General features: G+C 34.3%; 23 protein-coding genes and 2 pseudogenes. 10 read left to right on the plus strand and 15 right to left on the minus strand.

Features of this window, described 5'->3' with window-relative positions:
- Positions 1-118: 118 nt before the first annotated feature.
- The 3 genes and pseudogenes from F8162_RS04180 to F8162_RS28670 all read right to left on the minus strand — a co-directional run.
- A pseudogene (locus tag F8162_RS04180) lies at positions 119-526 on the minus strand (DUF4188 domain-containing protein); the annotation flags it as partial.
- 286 nt (positions 527-812) lie between these two features.
- Positions 813-935: a hypothetical protein gene (locus F8162_RS04190; RefSeq protein WP_413226541.1), complete on the minus strand. Its 123-nt coding sequence runs from the start codon at positions 933-935 to the stop codon at positions 813-815.
- A 29-nt stretch (positions 936-964) separates the two neighbouring features.
- Positions 965-1141, minus strand: a complete 177-nt coding sequence (locus tag F8162_RS28670) for a hypothetical protein (protein WP_192797601.1) — start codon at positions 1139-1141, stop codon at positions 965-967.
- A 140-nt stretch (positions 1142-1281) separates the two neighbouring features.
- Here F8162_RS28670 and F8162_RS04195 point away from each other — a divergent pair, with 140 nt between their 5' ends.
- The 3 genes from F8162_RS04195 (at position 1282) to F8162_RS04205 (ending at position 4976) form a co-directional block, all read left to right on the plus strand.
- A complete protein-coding gene (locus tag F8162_RS04195; RefSeq protein ID WP_151634713.1) occupies positions 1282-1854 on the plus strand; it encodes an ATP-binding protein in 573 nt (190 codons plus the stop codon).
- 145 nt (positions 1855-1999) lie between these two features.
- A complete protein-coding gene (locus tag F8162_RS04200) occupies positions 2000-3112 on the plus strand; it encodes an LPXTG cell wall anchor domain-containing protein (RefSeq protein WP_151634711.1) in 1113 nt (370 codons plus the stop codon).
- 514 nt (positions 3113-3626) lie between these two features.
- Complete coding sequence (locus F8162_RS04205) at positions 3627-4976, plus strand: FAD-binding oxidoreductase (protein ID WP_151634709.1); 1350 nt, start codon at positions 3627-3629, stop codon at positions 4974-4976.
- A gap of 54 nt (positions 4977-5030) precedes the next feature.
- Here F8162_RS04205 and F8162_RS04210 read toward each other — a convergent pair whose 3' ends face one another.
- Positions 5031-5702: an ABC transporter ATP-binding protein gene (locus tag F8162_RS04210; RefSeq protein WP_151634707.1), complete on the minus strand. Its 672-nt coding sequence runs from the start codon at positions 5700-5702 to the stop codon at positions 5031-5033.
- Complete coding sequence (locus F8162_RS04215) at positions 5702-6766, minus strand: ABC transporter permease (protein ID WP_151634705.1); 1065 nt, start codon at positions 6764-6766, stop codon at positions 5702-5704. The genes F8162_RS04210 and F8162_RS04215 overlap by 1 nt, the downstream gene beginning before the upstream one ends.
- Before the next feature lie 185 nt (positions 6767-6951).
- On the opposite strand from F8162_RS04215, the gene F8162_RS04220 reads away from it, so the two are divergent.
- Together F8162_RS04220 and F8162_RS04225 are read left to right on the plus strand one after the other, a co-directional pair.
- A complete protein-coding gene (locus tag F8162_RS04220; RefSeq protein ID WP_151634703.1) occupies positions 6952-7575 on the plus strand; it encodes an ArsR/SmtB family transcription factor in 624 nt (207 codons plus the stop codon).
- 215 nt (positions 7576-7790) lie between these two features.
- Entirely contained in the window at positions 7791-9050 is a 1260-nt protein-coding gene (locus F8162_RS04225) for an MFS transporter (protein WP_151634701.1), read from the plus strand.
- A gap of 116 nt (positions 9051-9166) precedes the next feature.
- On the opposite strand, the gene F8162_RS04230 is transcribed toward F8162_RS04225, so the two are convergent.
- Positions 9167-9637: a DinB family protein gene (locus F8162_RS04230; RefSeq protein WP_151634699.1), complete on the minus strand. Its 471-nt coding sequence runs from the start codon at positions 9635-9637 to the stop codon at positions 9167-9169.
- 143 nt (positions 9638-9780) lie between these two features.
- Here F8162_RS04230 and F8162_RS04235 point away from each other — a divergent pair.
- Positions 9781-9933 (plus strand): annotated as a pseudogene (locus tag F8162_RS04235) (MFS transporter); the annotation flags it as partial.
- 318 nt (positions 9934-10251) lie between these two features.
- On the opposite strand, the gene F8162_RS04240 reads toward F8162_RS04235, so the two are convergent.
- The 8 genes from F8162_RS04240 to F8162_RS04275 form a co-directional block, all read right to left on the minus strand.
- On the minus strand, positions 10252-10755 hold the full coding sequence (locus F8162_RS04240) for a DinB family protein (protein WP_000149531.1): 504 nt from the start codon (positions 10753-10755) through the stop codon (positions 10252-10254).
- Between the two features lie 358 nt (positions 10756-11113).
- Positions 11114-12490: a sensor histidine kinase gene (locus F8162_RS04245; RefSeq protein ID WP_151634697.1), complete on the minus strand. Its 1377-nt coding sequence runs from the start codon at positions 12488-12490 to the stop codon at positions 11114-11116.
- Between the two features lies 1 nt (position 12491).
- Entirely contained in the window at positions 12492-13169 is a 678-nt protein-coding gene (locus F8162_RS04250; RefSeq protein ID WP_098759280.1) for a response regulator transcription factor, read from the minus strand.
- Positions 13170-13321: 152 nt separating this feature from the next.
- Positions 13322-14161, minus strand: coding sequence for a YitT family protein (locus F8162_RS04255; RefSeq protein ID WP_000747489.1), 840 nt, complete (start codon positions 14159-14161; stop codon positions 13322-13324).
- A gap of 258 nt (positions 14162-14419) precedes the next feature.
- The gene (locus F8162_RS04260; RefSeq protein WP_151634695.1) at positions 14420-16267 is read right to left on the minus strand and encodes a sensor histidine kinase; all 1848 of its coding nucleotides are present in this window, start codon (positions 16265-16267) and stop codon (positions 14420-14422) included.
- Positions 16264-16947, minus strand: a complete 684-nt coding sequence (locus F8162_RS04265) for a response regulator transcription factor (RefSeq protein ID WP_151634693.1) — start codon at positions 16945-16947, stop codon at positions 16264-16266. The genes F8162_RS04260 and F8162_RS04265 overlap by 4 nt, the downstream gene beginning before the upstream one ends.
- 28 nt (positions 16948-16975) lie before the next feature.
- Positions 16976-17788, minus strand: a complete 813-nt coding sequence (locus F8162_RS04270) for a C39 family peptidase (protein ID WP_151634691.1) — start codon at positions 17786-17788, stop codon at positions 16976-16978.
- A gap of 407 nt (positions 17789-18195) precedes the next feature.
- A complete protein-coding gene (locus F8162_RS04275; RefSeq protein ID WP_151634689.1) occupies positions 18196-18465 on the minus strand; it encodes a 2TM domain-containing protein in 270 nt (89 codons plus the stop codon).
- 274 nt (positions 18466-18739) lie between these two features.
- Here F8162_RS04275 and F8162_RS04280 point away from each other — a divergent pair, with 274 nt between their 5' ends.
- Positions 18740-18994, plus strand: coding sequence for a hypothetical protein (locus F8162_RS04280; protein ID WP_151634687.1), 255 nt, complete (start codon positions 18740-18742; stop codon positions 18992-18994).
- Between the two features lie 177 nt (positions 18995-19171).
- On the opposite strand, the gene F8162_RS04285 is transcribed toward F8162_RS04280, so the two are convergent.
- Positions 19172-19813, minus strand: a complete 642-nt coding sequence (locus tag F8162_RS04285; protein ID WP_151634685.1) for a hypothetical protein — start codon at positions 19811-19813, stop codon at positions 19172-19174.
- 468 nt (positions 19814-20281) lie between these two features.
- Between F8162_RS04285 and F8162_RS04290 the strand changes: the two genes are divergently transcribed.
- The 3 genes from F8162_RS04290 (at position 20282) to F8162_RS04300 (ending at position 22449) form a co-directional block, all read left to right on the plus strand.
- Positions 20282-20755: a hypothetical protein gene (locus F8162_RS04290; protein ID WP_151634677.1), complete on the plus strand. Its 474-nt coding sequence runs from the start codon at positions 20282-20284 to the stop codon at positions 20753-20755.
- 306 nt (positions 20756-21061) lie between these two features.
- Positions 21062-22165: a tetratricopeptide repeat protein gene (locus tag F8162_RS04295; protein ID WP_151634674.1), complete on the plus strand. Its 1104-nt coding sequence runs from the start codon at positions 21062-21064 to the stop codon at positions 22163-22165.
- Positions 22162-22449 (plus strand): hypothetical protein, encoded by a 288-nt coding sequence (locus F8162_RS04300; protein WP_151634672.1) that lies wholly within the window; start codon positions 22162-22164, stop codon positions 22447-22449. The genes F8162_RS04295 and F8162_RS04300 overlap by 4 nt, the downstream gene beginning before the upstream one ends.
- Positions 22450-22609 lie beyond the last annotated feature (160 nt).

Raw genomic sequence — 22609 nt, forward strand, 5'->3', positions numbered from 1 at the left:
TATATTGGTAAATTATAGCATAAATAAGTTTTTTTGTCAAGTTTCTAGCCTGCTACCACTCCGACACTTTGTATATTCTCTGGCAGGAAAACCGTAATTATATACACAAGTTTTCGAATTATTTGTCCATTCTTTTTTGAGCAGTATTAGTATTTTGAGATACTGGTATATGTTCGGTAGCTCTAGATAAACCTGTTTTTGGCATATTAACATAGATGGCTTCAGAAGCGCCTTTTTCTATTTGATACGTTTCGTGAAAAACACCGACACTCCCATTATCTTTAATCTTATTATTGTATGATTTCCAAGCATTTGAATGATTTTTTCCGTGGGCATAGTTTACTAATTCATCGAATCCCTTCCAGTATTGAATTAAGACCACCTTTCTCCAACTAAAGAAGAATTCTGTATGTAAGAAACCCCATTGTGGGTTTTGATACAATTCTTTAATCATAGGTCCCATAGCATTAAAAACTGGTATCCACTTCCAAAATTTTAACGAATTTCCCGAAAGAATTCTCCTTCCTCAAGCGTGTGAAGGGCGTAGCCCAACGATAGGTGGGAGATGAATTTCGGTTTGACAGTAGTCAAAAAATTTTGATAAACTAGCTATATGAGGCTCTTTGATAACTTGATATAGAAGGTTGCAGGAAGAAAATAGAGTGCGAAAACCAAGCCATTCGGTTCCTGCGTAAAATATCAACCGTATAAAGAGAACATCCAAGCGTTGGTCATCTAGGGATGGAACGCCCCGAAGTAACGCTCAGGGAGACGAAAGGTTGCTTTCGTCGTGGAACTGAGAAGCTCCCACTTCAAGCTTTGCTAAGTGGTGAGTAGTTCACTAGGTTATTAATACGCATACCAATAATAAAAACAACAAATGCTTGATCCTTGCTATTGGCTATATGCCTGCCGTTAAAAATTTTAGCCCCCACTTTAATCCCCCTTTTTTACTGAACATAAATCATGCGCAGCTTCCAAATAAACCATACCACTTTTCCATTAATTTTCCAATCACTTCAACATAGATTTTATGAAAGGCTGTATTTAATAATAAAGGGTATTTATTTCCTACCTTTTTATTATTAAATTTCCTTTTCACCAGGAACATTTTCATAATATATTTCAATAACGGTAGCATTTCCGCCCCCTTTCTAAACAGAATATTTTTTGTGAAATCTCCACCCCATTACTACTCAGCCAATTTGTATATTCTTCGGCAGGGAAATTGTCGATTCACACAGAATGTACCAAATTATAACAATACATATAGAGGCCAATATGAAACGATTCGTCATTATTACAGTAGGAAAAACACACAGCGGAAAAACTACATTTGCTAAAGAACTAGAAAAAGAGTTACCCCATTCTTTCGTTATGGATCAAGATAACCAAGCTGAATTTATCAACACACATTACGAAAAATTACAGCCGGATGAAGGCGCTAATACATTTAAGCACGGTCTTTCGAAATTCATTGTTGATTATGCAAAAGAACATACGAGTTTACACCTTATTATTAGTAACTCCAATCGCAGTAAAAACGGAAGGTTATATTTACTAAACGAATTATTTCCACAAAATGAATATGTACGCATACTCGTTCATTTTGATATTCCAGATGATGTACTTTACGAAAGAGTAGCTCGAAGTACCAATATTTTTAGAGGTGGTTATTCTAGTTTCAAAGAAGTACTTGATCGACAACAGTCTGAATCACTTCAAGAAGATGTGGTAGATCCTATAGAAAACGAAGCTGATTATTTGTTTGTTATTCGTAATAGTAAGGATGTAAACTCTACTATAGAAGAAATTGTTCATCTTGCTAAAGATCTGTCCCCTACTCCAAAATAAGAGAATTTCATAATTACATAATGATAGATTATTATGCAAATACTTCCTCTAGACATCGTACATGGTATATAATGATGTAATAATCTATTTTTATATGCTCAATTTTACACAATAGAGTGCATTCATAGGAAAGAGGTACAAAAATATGAAAACAAAACAAACAATTGCTGCGTCTACACTAGCTTTAGCAATGATTGCTGGCGCAAACTCTGCCCATGCAGAAGTAACTGACGCTACTCCTCAGCAAAGTACGGGAGATCGATTAGCTGAAATTAAGCAACATAGACAAGAGTTAGATGCGAAATTACAGCAGCACAAAGAAAACGTGGATCAAAAGTTGAATGAACTTAACCAAGTTAAGGAAAATGTTGATACGAAGGTTAATGAACTACATGAGCGTAAACAAGTTGCTGATGAAAAAATAAACGAAATGAAACAACGTAAAGAAGAGTTAGATGCAAAACTGCAGCAAGACAAACAAATCGCCGAAGATAAAATCGCTGAAATGAAAGAGCATAAAAAACAAGTAGAAGACAAAGTTGCTGAAGTAAAAGAACATAAGCAAAATATCGATAACAAAGTGAATGAGATTAAAGAACATAAACAAACTGTCGATGAAAAAGTGAATGAAATTAAGCAACATAAAGAGAACATCGATCAAAAGGTTAATGAACTTAAGGAAGTTAAAAAACAGGTAGATGAAAAATTAGCTGAGTTAAAGAAAGCGAAACAAACTGCTGAGGACAAACTTGCTGAGCTAAAAGAAAATAAGCCGAATACCGGGAACACGTTAGAGGAACTTAAGAAAATTAAAGGCAATTTAGATAGTCTTTCCGCTAACTTAGAACTAGCGAAACAAGATGTAAAAAACAAACTTGCTGAATTACAAAAAGCTAGAGAAGATTTACTAAATAAAATTAACGAAATGAAACAAGCGAAACAAACTGTTTCAGACGATTTAACAAAGAAAAAACAAGACTTAGATATTAAAATCAATGACTTTAAACATACTGAGAAAAAAATTGATGACAAATTAGCTGAGGTACATACAACGAAGCAAAATGTAGATAACAAAATTAATGAAGTATCTCAATCGAAACAAACTGAAACAAAGACTGTTACTACAAATGTAGACAATAATGCTAGAGAACTTCCTAACGCTGGTAGTGAGCAATCAAACAATATGGCTTTAGGTATGTTATCTGTATTAGGCGGGGTTTTATTACTTGCACGTAATAAAATTAAAAGTTTTTTATAAGGCATTTATAATTTATATTATATAATCTACTGTCCCTTCTCTAAGAAGCCTATGCATAGGCTTCTTAAGGAAGGGACCAAATATACTGGTTTTCCCTCTAAAATTAGATTCTATTTCTATCCACATATCATTTGTTGTAAAGGCAAACCTTTCACTTTTCCATTATGATAATCACCCAAAATAAATAAATTTATTACATTTCAAACTTAGATTCGTTCCTTATAAATTAACAAAACTGAAAAACTTTCGCTCATACTGTACTCACCTAAATCATGATGATAGGAAAGTGTACAATTCTTTAACATTGTTAACTCTCAACTCATACACTACTAATAGTACTTGTGTAGCTATATAATTTCCCAAATCATCTAGACCACATATAATCCTCTACTAGTTTCTACATGATACTTTCATCCCCCCTCCCATAAAGTTCTTATTCTTCTAATTATTACATGACCATGATCCATTGCTACATTAGAACGACATCTATAAATATATATAAGGAGTGAAATACATGGATTCAACAAAGCTCACAGGACGAGTCATTTACAAAGGAGATCCTGGTTATCTAGAAGCTATTAAGAATTGGAATCCTTACGTTGATGTCTTCCCCCTCGTCTTTGTTTTTGCACAAAATTCATATGATGTCAGCAACGCCATAAAATGGGCTCGAGAAAATCATGTTCCCTTACGTGTTAGAAGCGGTCGGCATGCGTTAGATAAAAATCTTTCTGTAGTAAATGGCGGCATTGTTATCGATGTAAGTGATATGAACAAAGTTTGTTTAGATAAAAAGAATGGTATAGCAACCGTTCAAACTGGAATTCACGTCGGGCCACTTGTAAAAGGACTAGCTAGAGAAGGGTTTATGTCACCGTTTGGAGATAGTCCCACTGTTGGAATTGGTGGCATTACAATGGGCGGTGGATTTGGAGTAGTTTCACGAACAATCGGTCTAATAAGCGATAACCTTATTGCTTTGGAAACAGTAGATGCGACAGGCCGAATCATTCAAGCAGATCAATATTGCAATAAAGATTTATTCTGGGCCTCTAGAGGAGGTGGTGGCGGAAACTTCGGATACAATACAGAATACACATTGAAACTTCATCGTGCCCCTAATACTGCCACAGTTTTTAATATTATTTGGCCATGGGATCAATTAGAAACTGTTTTTAAAGTTTGGCAAGAATGGGCACCTTTTGTAGACTCACGACTGGGATGCCTTCTTGAGATTTACAGCAAAATAAACGGACTTTGCCATGCAGAAGGTATATTTTTAGGGTCAAAAAACGAGCTTGTAACATTACTAGAACCTTTAACAAATGCTGGAACTCCAACACAAATTGTTATAGAGGAATTACCTTACCCAGCCGCTATTGATTTCTTAGATCCAGACGAGCCAATCCCCGGTCGGTCTGATCAAAGCGTTAAGTTCTCTTCTGCTTGGGCACTTAACCTTTGGCCGGAAGAGCCTATTTCAATTATGAAACAATTTTTAGAAGAAGCTACTGGAACAGAAGCTAATTTCTTCTTTATTAATTGGGGCGGTGCTATAAGTAAAGTACCTAGCAGTAAAACTGCTTTCTTTTGGCGTAGCCCATTATTTTATACGGAATGGACTGCTAGCTGGAAAGACAAATCCGAAGAAGCTGCTAACCTAGCATCAGTTGAAAGAGTACGCCAATTAATAAAACCTTACGTAACTGGCTCCTATGTTAATGTTCCAGATCAAAACATCGAAAATTTTGGACAAGAATATTACGGAGCAAATTTCGCTAAGCTTCGGAAAGTAAAAGCAAAATATGACCCAGAAAATCTTTTCCGTTTCCCACAAAGTATACCACCCTCTTCCTCTTGTTAATATGTGAAAAAACAAATAGGAAAAAGAACTCTTACGATGTAAGAGTTCTTTTTTTTATACCAGCTTCCCATCTCGAAGCGTCAATATACGATCACATACATCAAGCATTCTTTCATCATGCGTAATCATAATTGCTGCTTTTTGACTTTCTTTCACTTCACGTTTCATCATTTCCACAACTTCACGTGCGCGTTTTGAGTCTAAGCTTGCCGTTGGTTCATCCGCTAATATTAAATCCGGGTTGTTCATAAACGCACGAGCGATTGCTACCCTTTGTTTTTCCCCGCCAGATAGTTGATTTGGATAATGATTTTTTCTTTCTCCTAATCCAAATGCCGCTAATAAATGATCTGCACGCTTCTCAGATTCTTTCTTGCTTTCTTTTTTTAGCTTTGCAATGTAAAGCAATTGTTCTTTTACATTTAAATATGGAACAAGATTTGCGAACTGGAAAATGAAGCCGATTTTTTTCAAACGAATGTCTGTCATTTCCTTTTCCGATAACTTCGTAATATTTTGCTCACGAATGTAAATATCCCCTTTTGACGGTGATAATAAAGCACCCGCTATTGATAATAACGTACTTTTCCCTGATCCAGAAGGACCGACGATTCCGATAAATTCTCCAGCTTTCACATCAAGCGACATCGGATGAAGGGCTGTTACTTCCGTATTCCCTTCTCCGTACACTTTACTTACTTTGTCTAATTTCAATAATGAAGTCATTACATCCCGCCTCCAATTGCTTCTAATGCATCAACTTTTAATACTTGGTATAACGAAATAAGTGTTCCTAAAATACTAATGACGATAAAGATTGCTGCATATTGTGCAATCATCGGTGTTGTTAATAAGAACGGCATACCCGCTGGTAAAATTTGTTCTAATCCTTGTACAAGAACAATACTGATTACCATCGCAACGACTGATAAGAATAATGCCTGTACGACTAAGCTATTTGCTAAATAAGAATTCTTTGTACCGATTGCTTTTAATACGCCTAATTGTTGTGTTTTTTGCAGTGTAATGACGTAGAAGAATACACCGATTAATAACGCAGCGATAACTAGTAAGAATGCAATGATCATTGTTAATGTTCCTTGCTCTTCTTTAAATCCTGGAATACTTTGCAGTACTTCTTTTTTGTCGATAACATGTGCATTTTTAATTTCTTTATCTGTATTCAGTGCAATTGCACTATAATCTTTTTGGTTCGGTTGTGAGATAGACCCCCATACGCCTTCATTTACATAAACGACTGGTGTATGGCTAAACATTTGATCTTTCGTAAATCCAACGATTATAAATTCTTTCTTTGAAACAGGATCAATAATTGTATCTCCAATATCGATTCCTTTTTCTTTAATAGATTCATCAGCAACCATTTCGTTATTTGCTGTACCTAATTTCTCACCTTTTACAATGTTCGGCTCTAAAAATGAATCACGTTCACTTGAGAAAATAGCAACATCCACTTTTTTCGAACTATCTTTCTTTTCATACGTTGAAACTTTCACACGAAACGGAACAGCCTCTTTCTCACCTACTTGATTTACTACGTTATCTACATCTTCTTTCTTAATTTGTGAACGAAGTAATTTATTTTCCGCATCATCTGCTAAAACGAACTTATTTGCCTCCATATTTTGAATCGATGAAGCATTATCATAAGATAGTCCATTTGCTAATCCTGAAATAACAAGGACTAAAAATGATAATAACACCATAATCAATCCGATTAATCCGTATCTTAATTTTGATTGTTTTAATTCACGCAGAGCTAAAAACATTTCGCTCGCTCCTTCCTCTTTCTTTCTATGCACTTATCATAAAAAGGAATTATGAACGGAATATGAACAGAAGATTACAGAGGATAAGATTTAATTTTCAGAAAACATTGAAAATAATTGAAATCCTTGATACAATTCAGTCAAATAATCTTGACCGAGTAATTTCATTTAAGGAGTTGATCATTTTGAAGCCCATGTTCACACTAACTACTTATAGCCAACTAAAAGCAATAAGCGATCCACTACGTGTCGAAATGATGATGCGTCTATGCGAACGTCCTTATACAGGACAATTACTATCTGAGAAATTCGGCATTCCAAGGGCGAAAATTCATTATCATTTAAAAGAATTAGAAAAGAATGGTTTTATAGAAATCGTTTATACAGAAGAGAAAAATGGCATCGTTCAAAAGTTTTATCAATCTGTCGCGAAAGGCTTCACCCCTGCCGCAGATCTATTACCTCATTTAGAAATGTTAAGCGAATCAGGTCGCCAAATCTTTTTACAAATGACTGAAAGAACGAAAGGCCACATTCTCGCTGCACCAGAAGAAGCTTTTACATTACGAAAAGTAAGCGAAGACCCTGCTGATTGGAATTACGTTTCATCTTGCTGGGAATTTGATGCTACGCAAGAACAATTTCAAGTGTGGGTGAAAAAATTTCATGAATTGATGGCTGAATTAAATGAAATCGCAAAAGACGCGGATAAAGATCCAAATAGTAAATCTTATTACATTTCTACCACTGCACTACAAATCGACGAACGGGCGATGCAGCGCTTTGTGAAAAAAGAAGAAAAATCGTAATACGATTTTTTTTACACCAACGGTCAAATTTATTTTACCGAATAAATTTACCCGGCAGTAACGGGCAGTAAGAATCCCCCTGAAAATTCAACTGGAGCAAAGAAGTTAGATAGGAGATTAACTGCCCGTAAATGCCCGATTGGTTCAACTAATAATCAGTGGGGATAAACCTCCCACTGATTAAAGTTTCACTTTATTATAAAGGAGTAGATTAAATGGACATATTAAAAAACCGGAATTTCCTCTTATTGTTTTTAGGGAGAATTTTTACAAACATAGGAGATAGCTTGTATTATGTAGCTGCGATGTGGCTCGTATATAAACTGAGTGGTAATCCTTTTTATTCTGGATTGGCTGGTTTTCTTACGCTATTACCTTCTGCACTTCAATTTCTTACCGGTCCATTCGTTGATAGATGGTCAATCAAAAACACCCTCGTCATTACACAAGTTTTGCAATGTATTCTTATATTAATCATTCCTATTACACACTACTTCGACCTATTAACTGTTCAACTACTACTCATCATTATGCCCATCGTAGCCTTTATCGAACAATTCACCTATCCCGCACAATCAAAAGCTTTACCACTTCTATTGAATAAAACACAATTATTAAAAGGAAATTCACTCTTTTCATTTGCGTATCAAGGCATCGATTTAATTTGCACGACTCTTTCTGGCATATTAGTAGCACTACTTGGCGCAATCACTTTATATGTAATCGACTCTTTCACATTCGCGATTACTGCCCTTTTGTTCTTTTCATTGAAAATGCCAAAGCAAGCAGAAACCAATACATCACTTTCAACTAAACAATATTTCTCTGATTTAAAAGAAGGCTTTTCGATCGTCTTCCGTTCATTAATGGGCGCCTTCTTAATCGGTTCAGTTGTCGCTAATTTTTCAATCGGTATGACAATGGCGATACTCCCTTCTTACGCTGATTCTTTAGGAGGCGTGAAATCATATGGCTTCTTCTTAGCTGCTATATCAGCAGGTAGTCTCATCGGTGCATTATTCAGTTCATGGGTTGGCAAACGTAATGTTGGCCGTGTCTCCATTATTAGCTTTGCGACTGGCTCTATCTTTTGGTTTCTCTCTACGATTGTACCGTTTCAATGGCTATCTATTCTCTTATTCGGCCTAGCTTGGATACCAATCGGTGCCACCAACATATTATTTGCGACAATTAGTCAAATTGCAATTCCAAATCAATATCTTGGACGCATTAACTCAGTCATGCGAAGTATGGGCACAATTGCTATGCCGTTCGGTTCTTTAATTGGCGGATACACCGCAAATGTATTTAGTAGCCAACTCATTTTTGCGCTCGCTAGCATCGGTATTTTATTTATTTCTCTCGTATGGCTGCTTCATCCGAAATTACGAGCATTGCCGAAAGCTGATGAATTTACAGCGGATACTTTTGGAGTTCATTTTAGGGAAGAGCGCGGGAAAGGTACAGCTTTATAGCAGGAACAAACATAACCCCGTTCTAGATTTGGGACGGGGTTAAAATGTAGTTATTTAATTTTGGATGTAAAATACTTCACTAAAAATATAACAATAGCACCAACTAAAACGTTCAATTAACGATTTGATGGCCAAGACCCCTGCATTTTCCTTAATTGAATAATTTGGCCTGTATGATAAGCATCATGAAGCATGATGTCCAGTAATTTCTCCTCAAGTGAATTTTGTTCAAGCTCTTTTTCGGAAATTGCACTTAATACCTGTCTTAAATTACGCTGAGCATTTTCAGAACGTTCAACGACTTCCTTCCATTCCGTATCATCATTAGATTGCTTAGTAAGATAAAAGGTGTCATTACCGTCTAGATTATGTGCCCATTCACGGCCTTCCAAGTTTGCAGCAAGCCTCTCTTTGTAATAAATGAGATGATTAACGCTCTCCCAAATGGTATTCGTTGCCTCACCAGATGGTTTCCACATAGCCTGTTCGGCTGTAAGTCCTTCTATAGCATGTTTAAACGGTGCATACCAACTCTCTTTATCGAATGTTGTATCTAGTACGTTTAATAACAAGTCAATTCGTTTCAAAGTAATTTCCTCCCTACACGGTTCAAGTTTTAATTCAATCCTTATAACTCTGTAGAGATTCTACATTTTTAAATAAACTTCCTGCTAATCTTATGCCACAAATTGGTCCAATTGTAGCATAGTAGGACTCACATTTTTCAAATATTTTTTACTTACGAAACATCGGAATTTTATTCAGTTTTCTTGAATGACTACTTCACCCGAAATTACGACCATTATCGAAAGCTGATGAAATTACGGCAAATATTTTTGGTGTTCGGTTTAAGGAAGGATGCTGGAAAGGTGCGGCTTTATAGCGGAAAGAAAACATTATCTAATCCGTAATGTTTAAAGATAATAAAGTTATTTGATTTTATAAGTTCAACCAAGTATAACCCCGTTCTAAATATAGGACGGGGTTAAAAATATAGTTATTTCATTTTGTATGTAAGATACTTCACTTCACTAAAAAATATAACAATAAAGTTATTTAAAAATCTAAGTTTTATTCAAAAAAAGCGCCCAATTATGGAAAGTCAAGATGATGATTTTGACTGTTTCCTTTTCTTTTTGACTAACGCACTAGTTTAAAAACGGAACCATTTAAAGAAGATTGACACTTGAGTAACTCTGTTTTATTTTGAATATAGGTAAAGTCCAAAATCTTGCATAACAGAGGTTTGCCCCATTTGCCGCAACATAGTAGCTATATTGCCACGGTGATAAGAACCATGGGTGACAACGTGAAGTACTGATTCAGAAATAGAAGTTTCAAGCACCCCAGCATATGGGTTATTCACCACTATCACCTTATCAATATCTTCTTGACTGTTTAAAAGGGCTTTGTTTCGTTCGGATAAGTCTTGAAATATTTTTTTCATTTCCTCAATATTTTTCGTTTCCACCTGTTCTCTCAATTGGTTTGTAGACACCATTGCTTCATTCATACTTTTACCTAAGATAATGTCAAACCATGCGTAATCTGTAAGGTAAATGTGCGACAACACCTTTGATACCGAAGAAAAACCACTCTGAATTTCCTTATGATAAATGTCCTGTGGTAGTTCTTTTAAACGATCAATTATCACTCCATTTGCCCATACGTGGTATTTGTACATTATTAATGCGGGGTGTGTCATCTAAAAGTCCCTCATTTCTAATAGTTTTTTCGTATTGAAACAATTGATGCCTAGATAAATAATTTATCTATAAATTCTGTTGTTCAATTTATTATTCCATTTTATTTATAATATTCCTTCCTAAACTAATCTCACTTGTTACCATAAGTACATTCCTTCACAACCCCTATTTATTCACATCGATATCCAAATTAATTACAAATTGTTATTCAAGAATATGACCCAATTGCGGAATAGAATGACTCGCATTTTTTCAAACAACTTTTTGTCACTTTACACATAAGCGAAAATATATCAGCGATCTCCCGAAACGAAATGACAAAAAAGAAGAGGCAGTTTCAAAAACAGCCTCTTCTATCTATTTCGGAAGCTCCACTTGAACAGTAGTCCCTTCCCCTTTCGTACTATACACTGAAACATTTCCGTTATGCAGTTCCACAATCTTCTGCACAATCGATAATCCTAAACCGCTACCTTCTACGTTTCTTGCCCTAGCTGTATCTACTTTGTAAAAACGATCAAATATACGGTCCATCTCTTCTTTTTCCATACCGATTCCGTTGTCTGATATAGAGATCATCACACTTGATTCTAATTCTTCTACAACAAATTCAATTGTTCCAGCGTCGTTTGAAAACTTAATACTATTCGTAAAGATGTTACTCCATACTTGATGAAGTAAGTTTTCATCACCTTGTATTGTAATATCCGGCACATCAAATTCAACGGCGATATCTTTTTCACGCCATTTCCATTCGAGCATAAAAATGACGTCTTTAATTTGTTTCTGCAAATTGAATTCTTTTATTTGCAACACTTTCTCTTCTTTATCTAATGAAGCGAGCGTAAGTAACTGTTTACATAAACTAGACATTCGCTTACTTTCGCCCTCAATAATTTGTAAGTAATGGTTTCTTTCTTCCACACTCATCTCTTCTGACTGTAACGTTTTTGAGAACCCTTGTATGGAAGAAAGCGGCGATTGAAATTCATGAGAAACATTCGAAACGAATTCTTGTCTCATTTCATCTAATTCTTTTATACTTTTCGTCATCTTTTGAAAATTAGTTGCTAATGTACCAATTTCATCTTTTCGATTTTCATCTAATTCGATATCATATTCACCACTTGCAATCTTTTTCGTCGCTTTCGTAAATGTACGAATGGGACGAACGATATAACCTGCTGCAATCGCTATAAAAATGATACTTAATACAACGATGAAACCGAGTAATACCGCTAGAAAAATTCGCATCTCGCCAAATTGGTTCTGAATGTCCGGACGAATAAATAAAGCGTACTGTTTATCACCGTGTTTTACCGGTACACCGACACTATTAATTAATTCATTATCGAAAAACCCTGTAATAAATAGGCGAGTCGGATATGTAGAAACGCCATTAAACGTTTCGCCATTCAATACTTTATGAACGGTATCATCACTTATTGTCGTCTTACGAAACGCATTGCCGATACGCTTTCCGTTCTTTTGATCATCTACAATGTAAATTTCATATCCTAATTTTGCAATAGACTGTAAGTACGTCTCTTGATTCTCTTCACTTTGCTTTTCATATAACGATTTAACTTCTTCCGCATACATTAAAATCTTTTCACTATTGTACGGTTTTAACTTCACTTGATAATATACATTCGTTAATAAAAAACCGATAATACTGCTAAGTAGCATGATCCCAACCGTCATAAAAACAAATCTAGAGTATAGTGATTTCATTTTATTTCAACTCCAACTTATAACCGAGACCACGCACTGTTGTAATTTGAAAATCATCTGTTCGTTTTGAAAAACGATCTCTTAGTCGCTTCACATGAACGTCAACCGTTCGTTCATCCCCTTCAAAATCCATTCCCCATACTAATTCAATTAATTCTTCCCTTGAAAATGTTCTTCCAGGATAACTAGCCAGTTGCGATAACAATTCAAATTCCTTCAGTGGAAGCAAAATTGTTTGACCGTTACACTTCACTTCAAAGCCTTTTCGGTCAATAGTCGTACCGTGCAACGTAATCATATCAGCACTCAGCATTTGATAACGACGTAGTAATGCTTTCATCCGGAAAATGACTTCAGCTGGCTCAAATGGTTTTACAATATAATCGTCCGTACCAGAAATGAACCCTTTTTCTTTATCAACTAATTGATCTTTCGCAGTTAATAAAATAACCGGTATATCATGATACTTCCGGATTTCCTCACATAACGTATAGCCATCAACAAACGGCATCATAATGTCTACTATCGCAAGATGAATATTTTCTTTCTCTAATACGCCTTGCGCTACCTTTCCATCTTCCGCTTCAAAAACTTTAAACCCCTCTTTTTGTAAATGGTAATGCAACAACTCTCTAATATGCTTATCATCATCAGCTAATAAAATATGTATCATCTTCATTAAACCCTCTCTTGTTCATCCTTCTACATCCTTACCTTAAGAAACAATTGGATTTTTTGCAAGAAAAAGAAAAAGAATCTATTTTGAAAAAAGATTATTCAAAATAGATTCTTACGTTTTAGTATTAAGATTATTTTAATGAAAAATAAGTTCTAAGCTTTAGAAATATCAACGAATCCTTCTCCAAATACGTCACGAACATCGTGTATAGCGATAAACGCAGCTGGATCCGTAGTTTGAACAATCCGTTTTAGCTTCACTACTTCTTGCTTATTAATAACAACATAAAGAATTTCCTTCGGAGTTTTCGTGTAATAGCCATGACCTGAGTACACAGTAACCCCTCTACCCATTAAGGTAGTTACCTTCCCTGCTATTTCATTCGGGTTATCAGAAATAATCGTAATGGCTTTCTTCGGATTTAAACCTTCAATTACAAACTCCATCACTTTCGTTGCTACATATAGCATAATGATTGTTATCATCAGTTTTTCTGCACCAATGATGAAATAAGATGAAAACGCAACGATTAAATCGAAGAACAGTAGACCGTAGCTAATGCTCCAACCTAAATACTTATGCGTCATCCTAGCTAAGATGGTAGTACCTGCAGTTGTTCCGCCGACGCGAATAATAAGACCAATCCCGCACCCGATAAATATTCCTCCGAAAATGGCATTTACGAGCATTTCATCTGAAGTAATCGTCCATCCTTCTGTCAAATGAAGGAATAGTGAGTTCGTAACTACAGCGATAATCGTATAAATCGTTGTGATCTTATTTAAAAATTTATAACCAGCTATTAACAAAATCGCATTTAAAATTAAGTTAACTAAGCCTGGTGACCATTCAAATAAATAGTACGTAATAATCGTGATACCCGTTACTCCACCCTCACCAAACTCGTTCGGTATAACAAACAAATTGACACCTAACGCAAAAAGAAATGCACCGATAATAATAAAAATAATGTCTGTCGTTCTTTTTTTCATACAGTACCTCACTTCTTATGTAAATATTTATTCTGTCATAAACTCTCACCATTATATCGTGGAATATTCAAATCGAACAGTGGTTAGTTTTCATTTTAATATAAGGTTTCAATCAAACATTATTCTGTATTTGTATATAAGCTGACTCACACAAAATTTGAACAAAAAACAAAGATACGAAGTCATAGAATAGAATTCGCATCTTTGTTTCTTTTTAAACGATTTATATGAATGTAAATCCCCTCTAAGATCTTTACCTTACTGTTTTCTATCGCATTTTTCTAAACGGAAGTAGAACAATACCCCACCCTCAGTATTATTTACACCGTACTCTGCATCATGTAATTCTAATATGTTTTTTACAATCGAAAGACCAAGTCCCGTTCCACCGCATACTCGTTTTCTTGATTTATCCACCCTATAGAACTGATCCCATATTTTCTCTATATTTTCTTCTGCAATATGTGATCCTTTATTTTCAAACCCTATATATACGCCATCTGCTTCCTCTTTTATATCTATTACGATTGTTTGTTTCGCATCTGTATAACGAATTGCATTTGTGAACAAATTTGTTATAACTTGTTCCAGTAAATTTGCCTTCCCCTTAACACGTACATCATCAAAATTCATTTTGATTTGCAGTAATTTCTCATCAATTTGACCGTGTAAATCTTTTTCAGCCTGTTGAATCAAATCCACTATATTTACTGGATCCATTTGTATTTGATACGTTCCTGATTCATATTTAGCCAAATTAAGCATCTCATCTATAAGTACATTCATTTTCTCTATCTCTTTTTCTAATGCTTCCCAATAATATTGGTTCATTTCAGGCGCAATACCATCCTGTAGCATCGATGCAGATACTTGCATAACACTGAGTGGTGTCTTCAATTCATGTGAAACACCAGCAATAAAATCTTTTCTTGTCTGTTCTAATTTCTTTTCTTTTTCTAAGTCTTCTTTTAACTGATTGATATATCCTTCCATTCTTTCTGCAAGCAGATTGATATTAGAGGAAAGTTCGCCAATTTCATTTTTAGACTTGATCGAGAGTTTATTTTGAAACTCTAATTCCATAATCTTTTTCGTCGCTTTATTAATTTTTAGTAACGGATTTGTAATGATTCTTGAATAATAGAAAGACACAATAAGCGATAGAACTAACACAAATGCTATGATGTATATATAATAATCACTCATTAATTCAGTTGCCTTTGTAAGTGGTTGTAAAGATGATAAAGTATATACGATTTCTTGCACTTGACCGTTTTTTATTATTGGTTTTATCGTTTCAATATATTGAATCCCATTGATGTGGATTTCATTTTGTGTCCAACCTTGTTCTTCCAACTTCACTTTATCTGATATCCATTCAGCTTGAAAATTTAAAATTCGTTTCGCAAAAACATCATTGTTATACAAAGTGGTAATAGTATCAGGATTTGTATAATTAGGCATACTTATTTCTTGTATAATTCCTTCTAAATAATGGAGCGTCTTCATCCCATCATCTATTATTAGTTGATGTCCCTCTTTATTTCCACGCAACGTATTTTTCCGTATCTGATAATAGTTTGAAGAAACAAAGCTCGTATCATATCCTTTTATTTTCATGCTCATTGGGATAATTATTTCCCTATTCAAATCCTTACTAGCTATATCCATAACAGCGACATTTGATATTTTATTAATGAAACTCGTTATAATAATACTAAAATCAGTATCAATAAATTCTTTTGAGTTCATAAAATTGTTAAACACAACTTTAGAAATTTTTTCAGGATTTTTTCTATCTGCCACCTTTAGATAATAATCCCCTGATGGCAACATTTTAATATTTGCTTCTTTATCTAGTCTCGCAATCATAATGCCGTGCTGATTTGCATACTTCTCTTCTATAATTTGCATTTTCTTCTCATCCTGTGAATGAGACTCATAGTACTTCTCATACTGTTGTAATTGTTTTTGAACACTTTCTTTTTCCTTGTCTATATACAAGTATTTCGTAACATACATTTGTCCAAAAAATATAACAGCGATGATCATGCAGCATAATAAAAATGTAAGAAAAAACAACTGCAACACAATTTTCTTTCTCATTCTATTTCTACCTCGAATTTATACCCTGTACGAACTACTGTAGTGATATGTTTTGCTTTCTCACCGAGTTTCACACGTACATTACGCACATGTGCCGTTAATGTTTTATCATCCCCGTCATAATCATATCCCCAAATATTCGTGATTAACGTTTCCCTTGTTAATACTTGTTCCTTATGCTGCATTAAAGATTGTAAAATTTCATACTCTGTATGTGTAAAATCTACCTTTTGTCCATCTATTGAAACAGAACGTGCCGATTTATCTAAATGAATACCACATAAATCAATACAGTTCTGAAATTGTACAATTTGATTTGTCTCTTTGAATAAACGCTTTGCCCTTGCTAGTAAAATAGCAGGTTTAAATGGTTTCGTTACATAATCATCTGCCCCTAGTTCAAATCCAAGTAATGTATCATCCTCATCACTTCGAGCCGTTAATAAGATAATAGGAACATTAGAGTTCTTACGAATACGTCTACAAACTGACCACCCATCCATTACTGGGAGCATAATATCTAATATGACTAAACTAATATCATTATCCTGTGCAGCAAACAATTCCAATCCAATTTGGCCATCTTCTGCTGTTACCACTTCATATCCATCATGCGAGAAATAATGTGCCACAGTCTCTCGTATAATTTTTTCATCCTCAATGATTAAAACTTTTTTCATTTCTATTCTCACCCAATCTACGTTCACTTTAAATCGAAATAGTCATTGCTTGTCTTCCCATTTGAATCCAAGATTGTTCAAAATCCTTCCGATTAATCGCTCTATGTTTATCCGTTTTTAATGGATCGTTAATATATACATATTGTTCATCGTAATCCGTAACAACGACACTATGTTGATGATACGTCACTTTCATTTCCCCTGTATCTGTTTTCCATGTATAAAATTGATCATCAGGTAACAGTTTAAAACGAGCATTTGTTAACACCCATACAGGGAGTCCTTGATCTATTGCTTCATAAATTTGTTCAGGTTCTTTGTGACTTAGATCCATCACTTTTTCATCTGGAACATACAACTTAGCCAATTCTAAAATCGGCTCCACATAAACACCAAGTCCTGGTTTATCAAAAGTAGCCATATCCCCAATAAACCCTTTATGCATATTTCCCTTCAAACCATTACTTTGAAATGATACATGTTTTATTTTTGAAGCTAATTCCATCTTATCGACTTGCATCCCTGAAAACTGTAATACCATCGCAAGGCTCGTTACTTCACAACCACGCATCAATTCTGGTTTTTGTAAAATTAGCGGCACATCTAATGGCCTTACGATCTCTTTCTCTTGTTCTATAGGTACATTTTCAGCTACTACTTCATTTACGGATTCTACAGATACATTACTCATTTTTTCTACTTCTGATTTTTGTTTCACTTCATTTGCTACCGCAGGTTGTTTTTTAGCAATTGTAGGGCTGTCACTATTTGACATGCCAATACATATTCCAAGCCCTGCAATCGTTAATAAGCAAAATGTTTCTTTACTAATATATTTCATAAATACCTCTCCTCACTTCTTTCTAAGGAGAGTTTAGTTCCTTTATATTTAGATAATCTCATATTTATAGAAAGATAAAGAGAAATTTATATAAAGATTATATAAAGATGCCTTCTATACGTATTAATCGTATGTGTAAAAAATCATGCTTTCAACAAGCAATATTTAACTATTATCTCTATTCAACACAAAATATGGATTCATCAGCATGTAAAATAAACTGTAAGGAAAACCCCTACAGTTTATAAGAAGAAATACATACACAACTAAAAAAACAAAAAATTCATCTTGAACAAAGATTGATCAAAATGAACCTTTCTCCATCAAATTTAAGTTGTTTTTTAAACATACTATGCTCTAAAAGATAATTACTATATAATTTTATATTCATAAATTCCAAAATAAATTTACTTATCTTTCTCCATATATTCTTTAATCTTTCGTTCTTCCCACTCTTTTCCGAATATCCCAACCGGAAAAGTTGTCAAACCGTGTATAACGATACCAATCCCCCAACCTGCAAGTGGATATACAAACCATAATTTACTTGAATCAGAGCTTATATTTATAATAAAAAGCATTAAGTTCACTAGTATATAGACCGTTAAATGAATATAAAACGCTTGTAAATTCTCTACCCTTTTTTTAGCTCGTAAATAATTCTCATCTCTCTCCATATATAAACACCTCTTTCATTATTGTATTTTTTAAATTCGCTCCGATTTAAACATCATATTCTAATCAAAAATCTCTTATTCTCAAAAATTCACAAAATAAAAAAGATCGTCTTCATTTCAGGAAGATTGCAGGTGCTAGCGGATACCCTTTTTTGTTCGTAGTACGATACCTTGTGAAAAAATTGAAAAATCAAATTTCACAATAGAAATAAAACCTTTACATCTGTATAATAAAATTAATAGCGATATTTTAATACAGAAAGGTCTTGGTAACATGCTAGGTATCGATGTCAAAAAAACAGATGGAGAATTAATTATTTCATGGCAACTAGCTAAGATTCAAATTCCATTAAGTGAAATTATTGAAGTTACAGAAGATGAAACCTATGCTGGTGTAGAAGAAGAAAACGTAACCCGAATTGGAACAGCATACGCTACAACAGACCGGATTTTAATCAGAACAGTAAAACAAAATTATCTATTATTTACGACCAATAGAGTCTCAATTTTGAATAAAATCAATGTATAAGCAATAGGATAAAACACTTGTCTATATGGGTTTATTCGATTCAACTGTATACCCGCATTTTAAAAATTATTATAGATACAATGATGTAAAAATAAACAAAAAATACCCAGCAAATTGTCATACACATGATCATTTGCTGGGTACTAAGGGATACATTTGTTAATTACAGAATTCTAATTAAGACCAAATCCAAACATCATCATTATTTTCAACGTTGCTCTTTACCTCATGAACTTTTTCAATATTGTCCGTTGTATTCCAGTTAATAGAACTTCCGCCCCAGCCTACATACTTCATATCAATTTTTACTTTCTCACCCGTATTAAATACTTGTCCCTTTGTTAAGAAAACATCAATAATAACTTTCTTACCATTTAGCGATGGATACTCAACTACGACATATTTAGTAGCACCGTCTCCCTCATCTTCCATCGTTGCTACTTTTGATACTTCCCCAATCACATAATCAGGCGAACCATCTTCTTTCATGTGCATACCTAACTTGTTTGTTGTATTTTCAACTGCAGTTGCAATCATATATTCCGTAAAATTACGCATCATAGATCCAGTAGCTTTTACTTCATCTCCTACTTTCACATTTGAAAGTGAATCAATATACACACTAACAGGTTCCTCATATTGCTTAGATGTTACAACAATCACACCGTTATCTACTTCTACTACTCGTCCTTCTAATGTCGAGAAATTCGATTCAATAGAAGCTGCACTCGCTTTTGTTAGTTCTAACCCTGGTACATTTGTTCCTGATAATGCTGCGATACCTAAAGCACCTGCTAAAATTATTTTTTTCATACCCATATGTAACCTCTCCATTCATGATGATTATATTTTTTGATTGGTATCGACCAACCTGTAATCATTATAGTTACAGGTTATAGAAAATATCAACCCTCTTTCTTATGCAATGTTGCATACTGTAACTTTTAAATATATAGCAAGAGGACTAAATTCTCGAATTACAATAGTTAATTTAATTCAAAGCTAAAATAACCTTATGAGCACGGTATAAAGAAATTAAGAGCTGCTTTCAGTCCTAAAGTTAGCGAATACCTTTATAAAAACTCAACCAAAATCTATTCAACTAATGGAAAAATGAACTATGTCGAAATTTATTTTTATAAAATTCAAATTCCAAGGAGGTTTTACAAAATATTACACAGAATTATTCGTATATCGTAATATAATTGGAAATTTTTTACGATTTATTTCATTTTATCTACCACGTTTAGACAAAATAAAAAAACATAACAAAAGGAGAGATATAGATTGAAAAGAAAAATTAGTACAGCTGTTGTAGGTTTATCGGTATTTAGCTTTGGTCTTTTTGGTGTAAATATTGGGGATGGCGGCGTTGTAAAGGCTGAACACGGTGAAACTTTTGCTCCGAAATTAGAAAATCATGGTGACTACGGTGGCACTCCTGCTTATGATCATGGAAGACCCCCTATTTCATCATATAATAAAGGGGATACTTGGACTCCGAAACTAGAGACACATGCTGATTTAAGCTCGAAATTAGATTCACATGCGGATACTTGGGCTCCTGCTTTCAATATTGGCGATGGTGGGGATTCCCCTGCCTACACGAATACTCATGGAGAAGGAATGGCTCCTAAACAAGAGAGTCACGCTGACTTCTTTGCTCCTACGTTAGAAGCGCATGGTAATACTGGCGCTCCTGCTTTAAATGGTGGTGATACGCCTGCTCCGAAACTAGAAGCTCACGGTGAGACTATTTAACATAAAACCCCTAGTTATGTAACTAGGGGTTTTATGTTTTCATCCTATTGACACCTCATGCATACTTTCTCAACTTTTATTTTAGTACTGTGCATGTGACATCATTTTATTAAGATTCTATAGTCAATCGTGATCCCTTTCCCCAAAAAAACATGGACAACACTATAAAAACATAAGGATTGACAGGTTTTACAAGATTTAAAAATTCAGAATATTATTTATAAAAAATAAAATTCCATATAATTACTTTTCATTGTGTTACCATTATAGTTACAATTATATAGAAAAATATACAAGGAGGCTAATATGAACATTTCATTAAAGGGACATACATATACAACAAAACATTTAGAAGCTTGGTACCACGCAATCTTAACGCAAAACGTTAAGGAAGCACAAATTCAGTTTCAGGAAGCTAACAAAGAACATGAAGAAATGCTTTTGAAAGAGACAGAAACATTTCCACTTTATCACTTGTATTACGCATTACTCCAGTTCCGACATACAGCTCTGACAGATGGACTATCAATCACGACGGATAGTTTTCAAATCATAGAAGACCAAGAAAAACCAGAAGATAAACATTTATCTTATCTATATCATTATTATAAAGCGATTCATTTTGCAGCAATTAATCATTATCAAGAAGCAGAAGAATATTTCTTAAAAGCACAGGCACTTTTATCCGGACACAGTCAAATTGAACAAGCTGATTTCCATTACCGATACGCTGCTTATCATTGTCACCAACAACAACCAAGTTTTGCGATTGTAAATGCTTCTAAAGCATTAGAATTTTTTGAAACGCAACACGGATGTGAAAGAAATATTTCATCCTGTTTAAGTGTACTTGGTGCTTCTTATGTAGACGTAGGACATTTTGAACAAGCTGAGGAAAGCTATAACAAAGCGTTAGATATTCTCCAAAAATTAAATGAAGAATCATTACAACTGTATGTGCGCGGTAATCTAGGTCATCTATATGCTAGCCAGAATCTTTCTGAAGAAGCGATCCGTCACTTGACACAAGTTGTTGAAAAAATCCCATCTCACTACAAAGCTATATTCTTACTTGCACAAGAACATGAAAAATTAGGACTTATCGACAAAGCAAACCACTACATTAAAATAGGGAAACAACTTATTTCTGAACTTGGTAATGAAGAGCACAAACATCACTTTGCTATACTAGAAGCTTTCACGAATCAAACTGAATTAGACAAAATTGAACCGATTGTTTTAGAAGGAATTGAATACTTCAATAAAGAATCTTTATATATCTATGTTTCTGAGTATCTTGAAAAACTAGCTCTTGCGTTTTATAACAAACAACAACATGAAAAAGCAAGTTTATACTTCTTTAATAGTACAATAGCAAAAAAATCAAATGAAAGAGGGTTAAAGAAATGAAAAAAACAATTGGTAAAATCGCTGTAGGTATTGCATTTACGGGTATTGCTGCATTTGGCTTAAACGCAGGTTTCACAAATCAAGCTGGACATACTCACTTCCCGTCTCCACCAGCTCCTTCTTTTTCTGAGGGTCATACTGGCGGGGCTCCTGCATTAAACATCGGTGACACTGGTGGGGCTCCTAAACAAGAAGGGCATGAACATTTCCCTGCTCCAAAAGTTGAATCTCATGGCAATACTGGCGGCGCTCCTGCTAATTCTGAGCATGGTACAGATTGGTAAGTTAACAAAATTAAAAACAATTTAGATTACGTTCCTATATGTTTACAAGAAAACTATTCGATGTTATGTGGTTTTCAATTCTAAAAAATACACCTATTAATTAGGTGTGTTTTTATTTTACCTCTCTATCTAATAATTAAAGAATACCTCCCCTAAAAAT

Origin of the sequence: Bacillus sp. CH140a_4T, assembly GCF_008923725.1 — a bacterium.
Taxonomy (GTDB): Bacteria; Bacillota; Bacilli; order Bacillales; family Bacillaceae_G; genus Bacillus_A.

What these genes read in the sequence shown, in the direction of transcription:
- F8162_RS28670 (WP_192797601.1), bottom strand. Translation starts at nt 1,141, where the DNA reads ATGCTACCGTTATTGAAATATATTATGAAAATGTTCCTGGTGAAAAGG.
- F8162_RS04195 (WP_151634713.1), top strand. Translation starts at nt 1,282, where the DNA reads ATGAAACGATTCGTCATTATTACAGTAGGAAAAACACACAGCGGAAAA.
- F8162_RS04200 (WP_151634711.1), top strand. Translation starts at nt 2,000, where the DNA reads ATGAAAACAAAACAAACAATTGCTGCGTCTACACTAGCTTTAGCAATG.
- F8162_RS04205 (WP_151634709.1), top strand. Translation starts at nt 3,627, where the DNA reads ATGGATTCAACAAAGCTCACAGGACGAGTCATTTACAAAGGAGATCCT.
- F8162_RS04210 (WP_151634707.1), bottom strand. Translation starts at nt 5,702, where the DNA reads ATGACTTCATTATTGAAATTAGACAAAGTAAGTAAAGTGTACGGAGAA.
- F8162_RS04215 (WP_151634705.1), bottom strand. Translation starts at nt 6,766, where the DNA reads ATGTTTTTAGCTCTGCGTGAATTAAAACAATCAAAATTAAGATACGGA.
- F8162_RS04225 (WP_151634701.1), top strand. Translation starts at nt 7,791, where the DNA reads ATGGACATATTAAAAAACCGGAATTTCCTCTTATTGTTTTTAGGGAGA.
- F8162_RS04240 (WP_000149531.1), bottom strand. Translation starts at nt 10,755, where the DNA reads ATGACACACCCCGCATTAATAATGTACAAATACCACGTATGGGCAAAT.
- F8162_RS04245 (WP_151634697.1), bottom strand. Translation starts at nt 12,490, where the DNA reads ATGAAATCACTATACTCTAGATTTGTTTTTATGACGGTTGGGATCATG.
- F8162_RS04250 (WP_098759280.1), bottom strand. Translation starts at nt 13,169, where the DNA reads ATGAAGATGATACATATTTTATTAGCTGATGATGATAAGCATATTAGA.
- F8162_RS04255 (WP_000747489.1), bottom strand. Translation starts at nt 14,161, where the DNA reads ATGAAAAAAAGAACGACAGACATTATTTTTATTATTATCGGTGCATTT.
- F8162_RS04260 (WP_151634695.1), bottom strand. Translation starts at nt 16,267, where the DNA reads ATGAGAAAGAAAATTGTGTTGCAGTTGTTTTTTCTTACATTTTTATTA.
- F8162_RS04265 (WP_151634693.1), bottom strand. Translation starts at nt 16,947, where the DNA reads ATGAAAAAAGTTTTAATCATTGAGGATGAAAAAATTATACGAGAGACT.
- F8162_RS04270 (WP_151634691.1), bottom strand. Translation starts at nt 17,788, where the DNA reads ATGAAATATATTAGTAAAGAAACATTTTGCTTATTAACGATTGCAGGG.
- F8162_RS04275 (WP_151634689.1), bottom strand. Translation starts at nt 18,465, where the DNA reads ATGGAGAGAGATGAGAATTATTTACGAGCTAAAAAAAGGGTAGAGAAT.
- F8162_RS04280 (WP_151634687.1), top strand. Translation starts at nt 18,740, where the DNA reads ATGCTAGGTATCGATGTCAAAAAAACAGATGGAGAATTAATTATTTCA.
- F8162_RS04285 (WP_151634685.1), bottom strand. Translation starts at nt 19,813, where the DNA reads ATGGGTATGAAAAAAATAATTTTAGCAGGTGCTTTAGGTATCGCAGCA.
- F8162_RS04295 (WP_151634674.1), top strand. Translation starts at nt 21,062, where the DNA reads ATGAACATTTCATTAAAGGGACATACATATACAACAAAACATTTAGAA.
- F8162_RS04300 (WP_151634672.1), top strand. Translation starts at nt 22,162, where the DNA reads ATGAAAAAAACAATTGGTAAAATCGCTGTAGGTATTGCATTTACGGGT.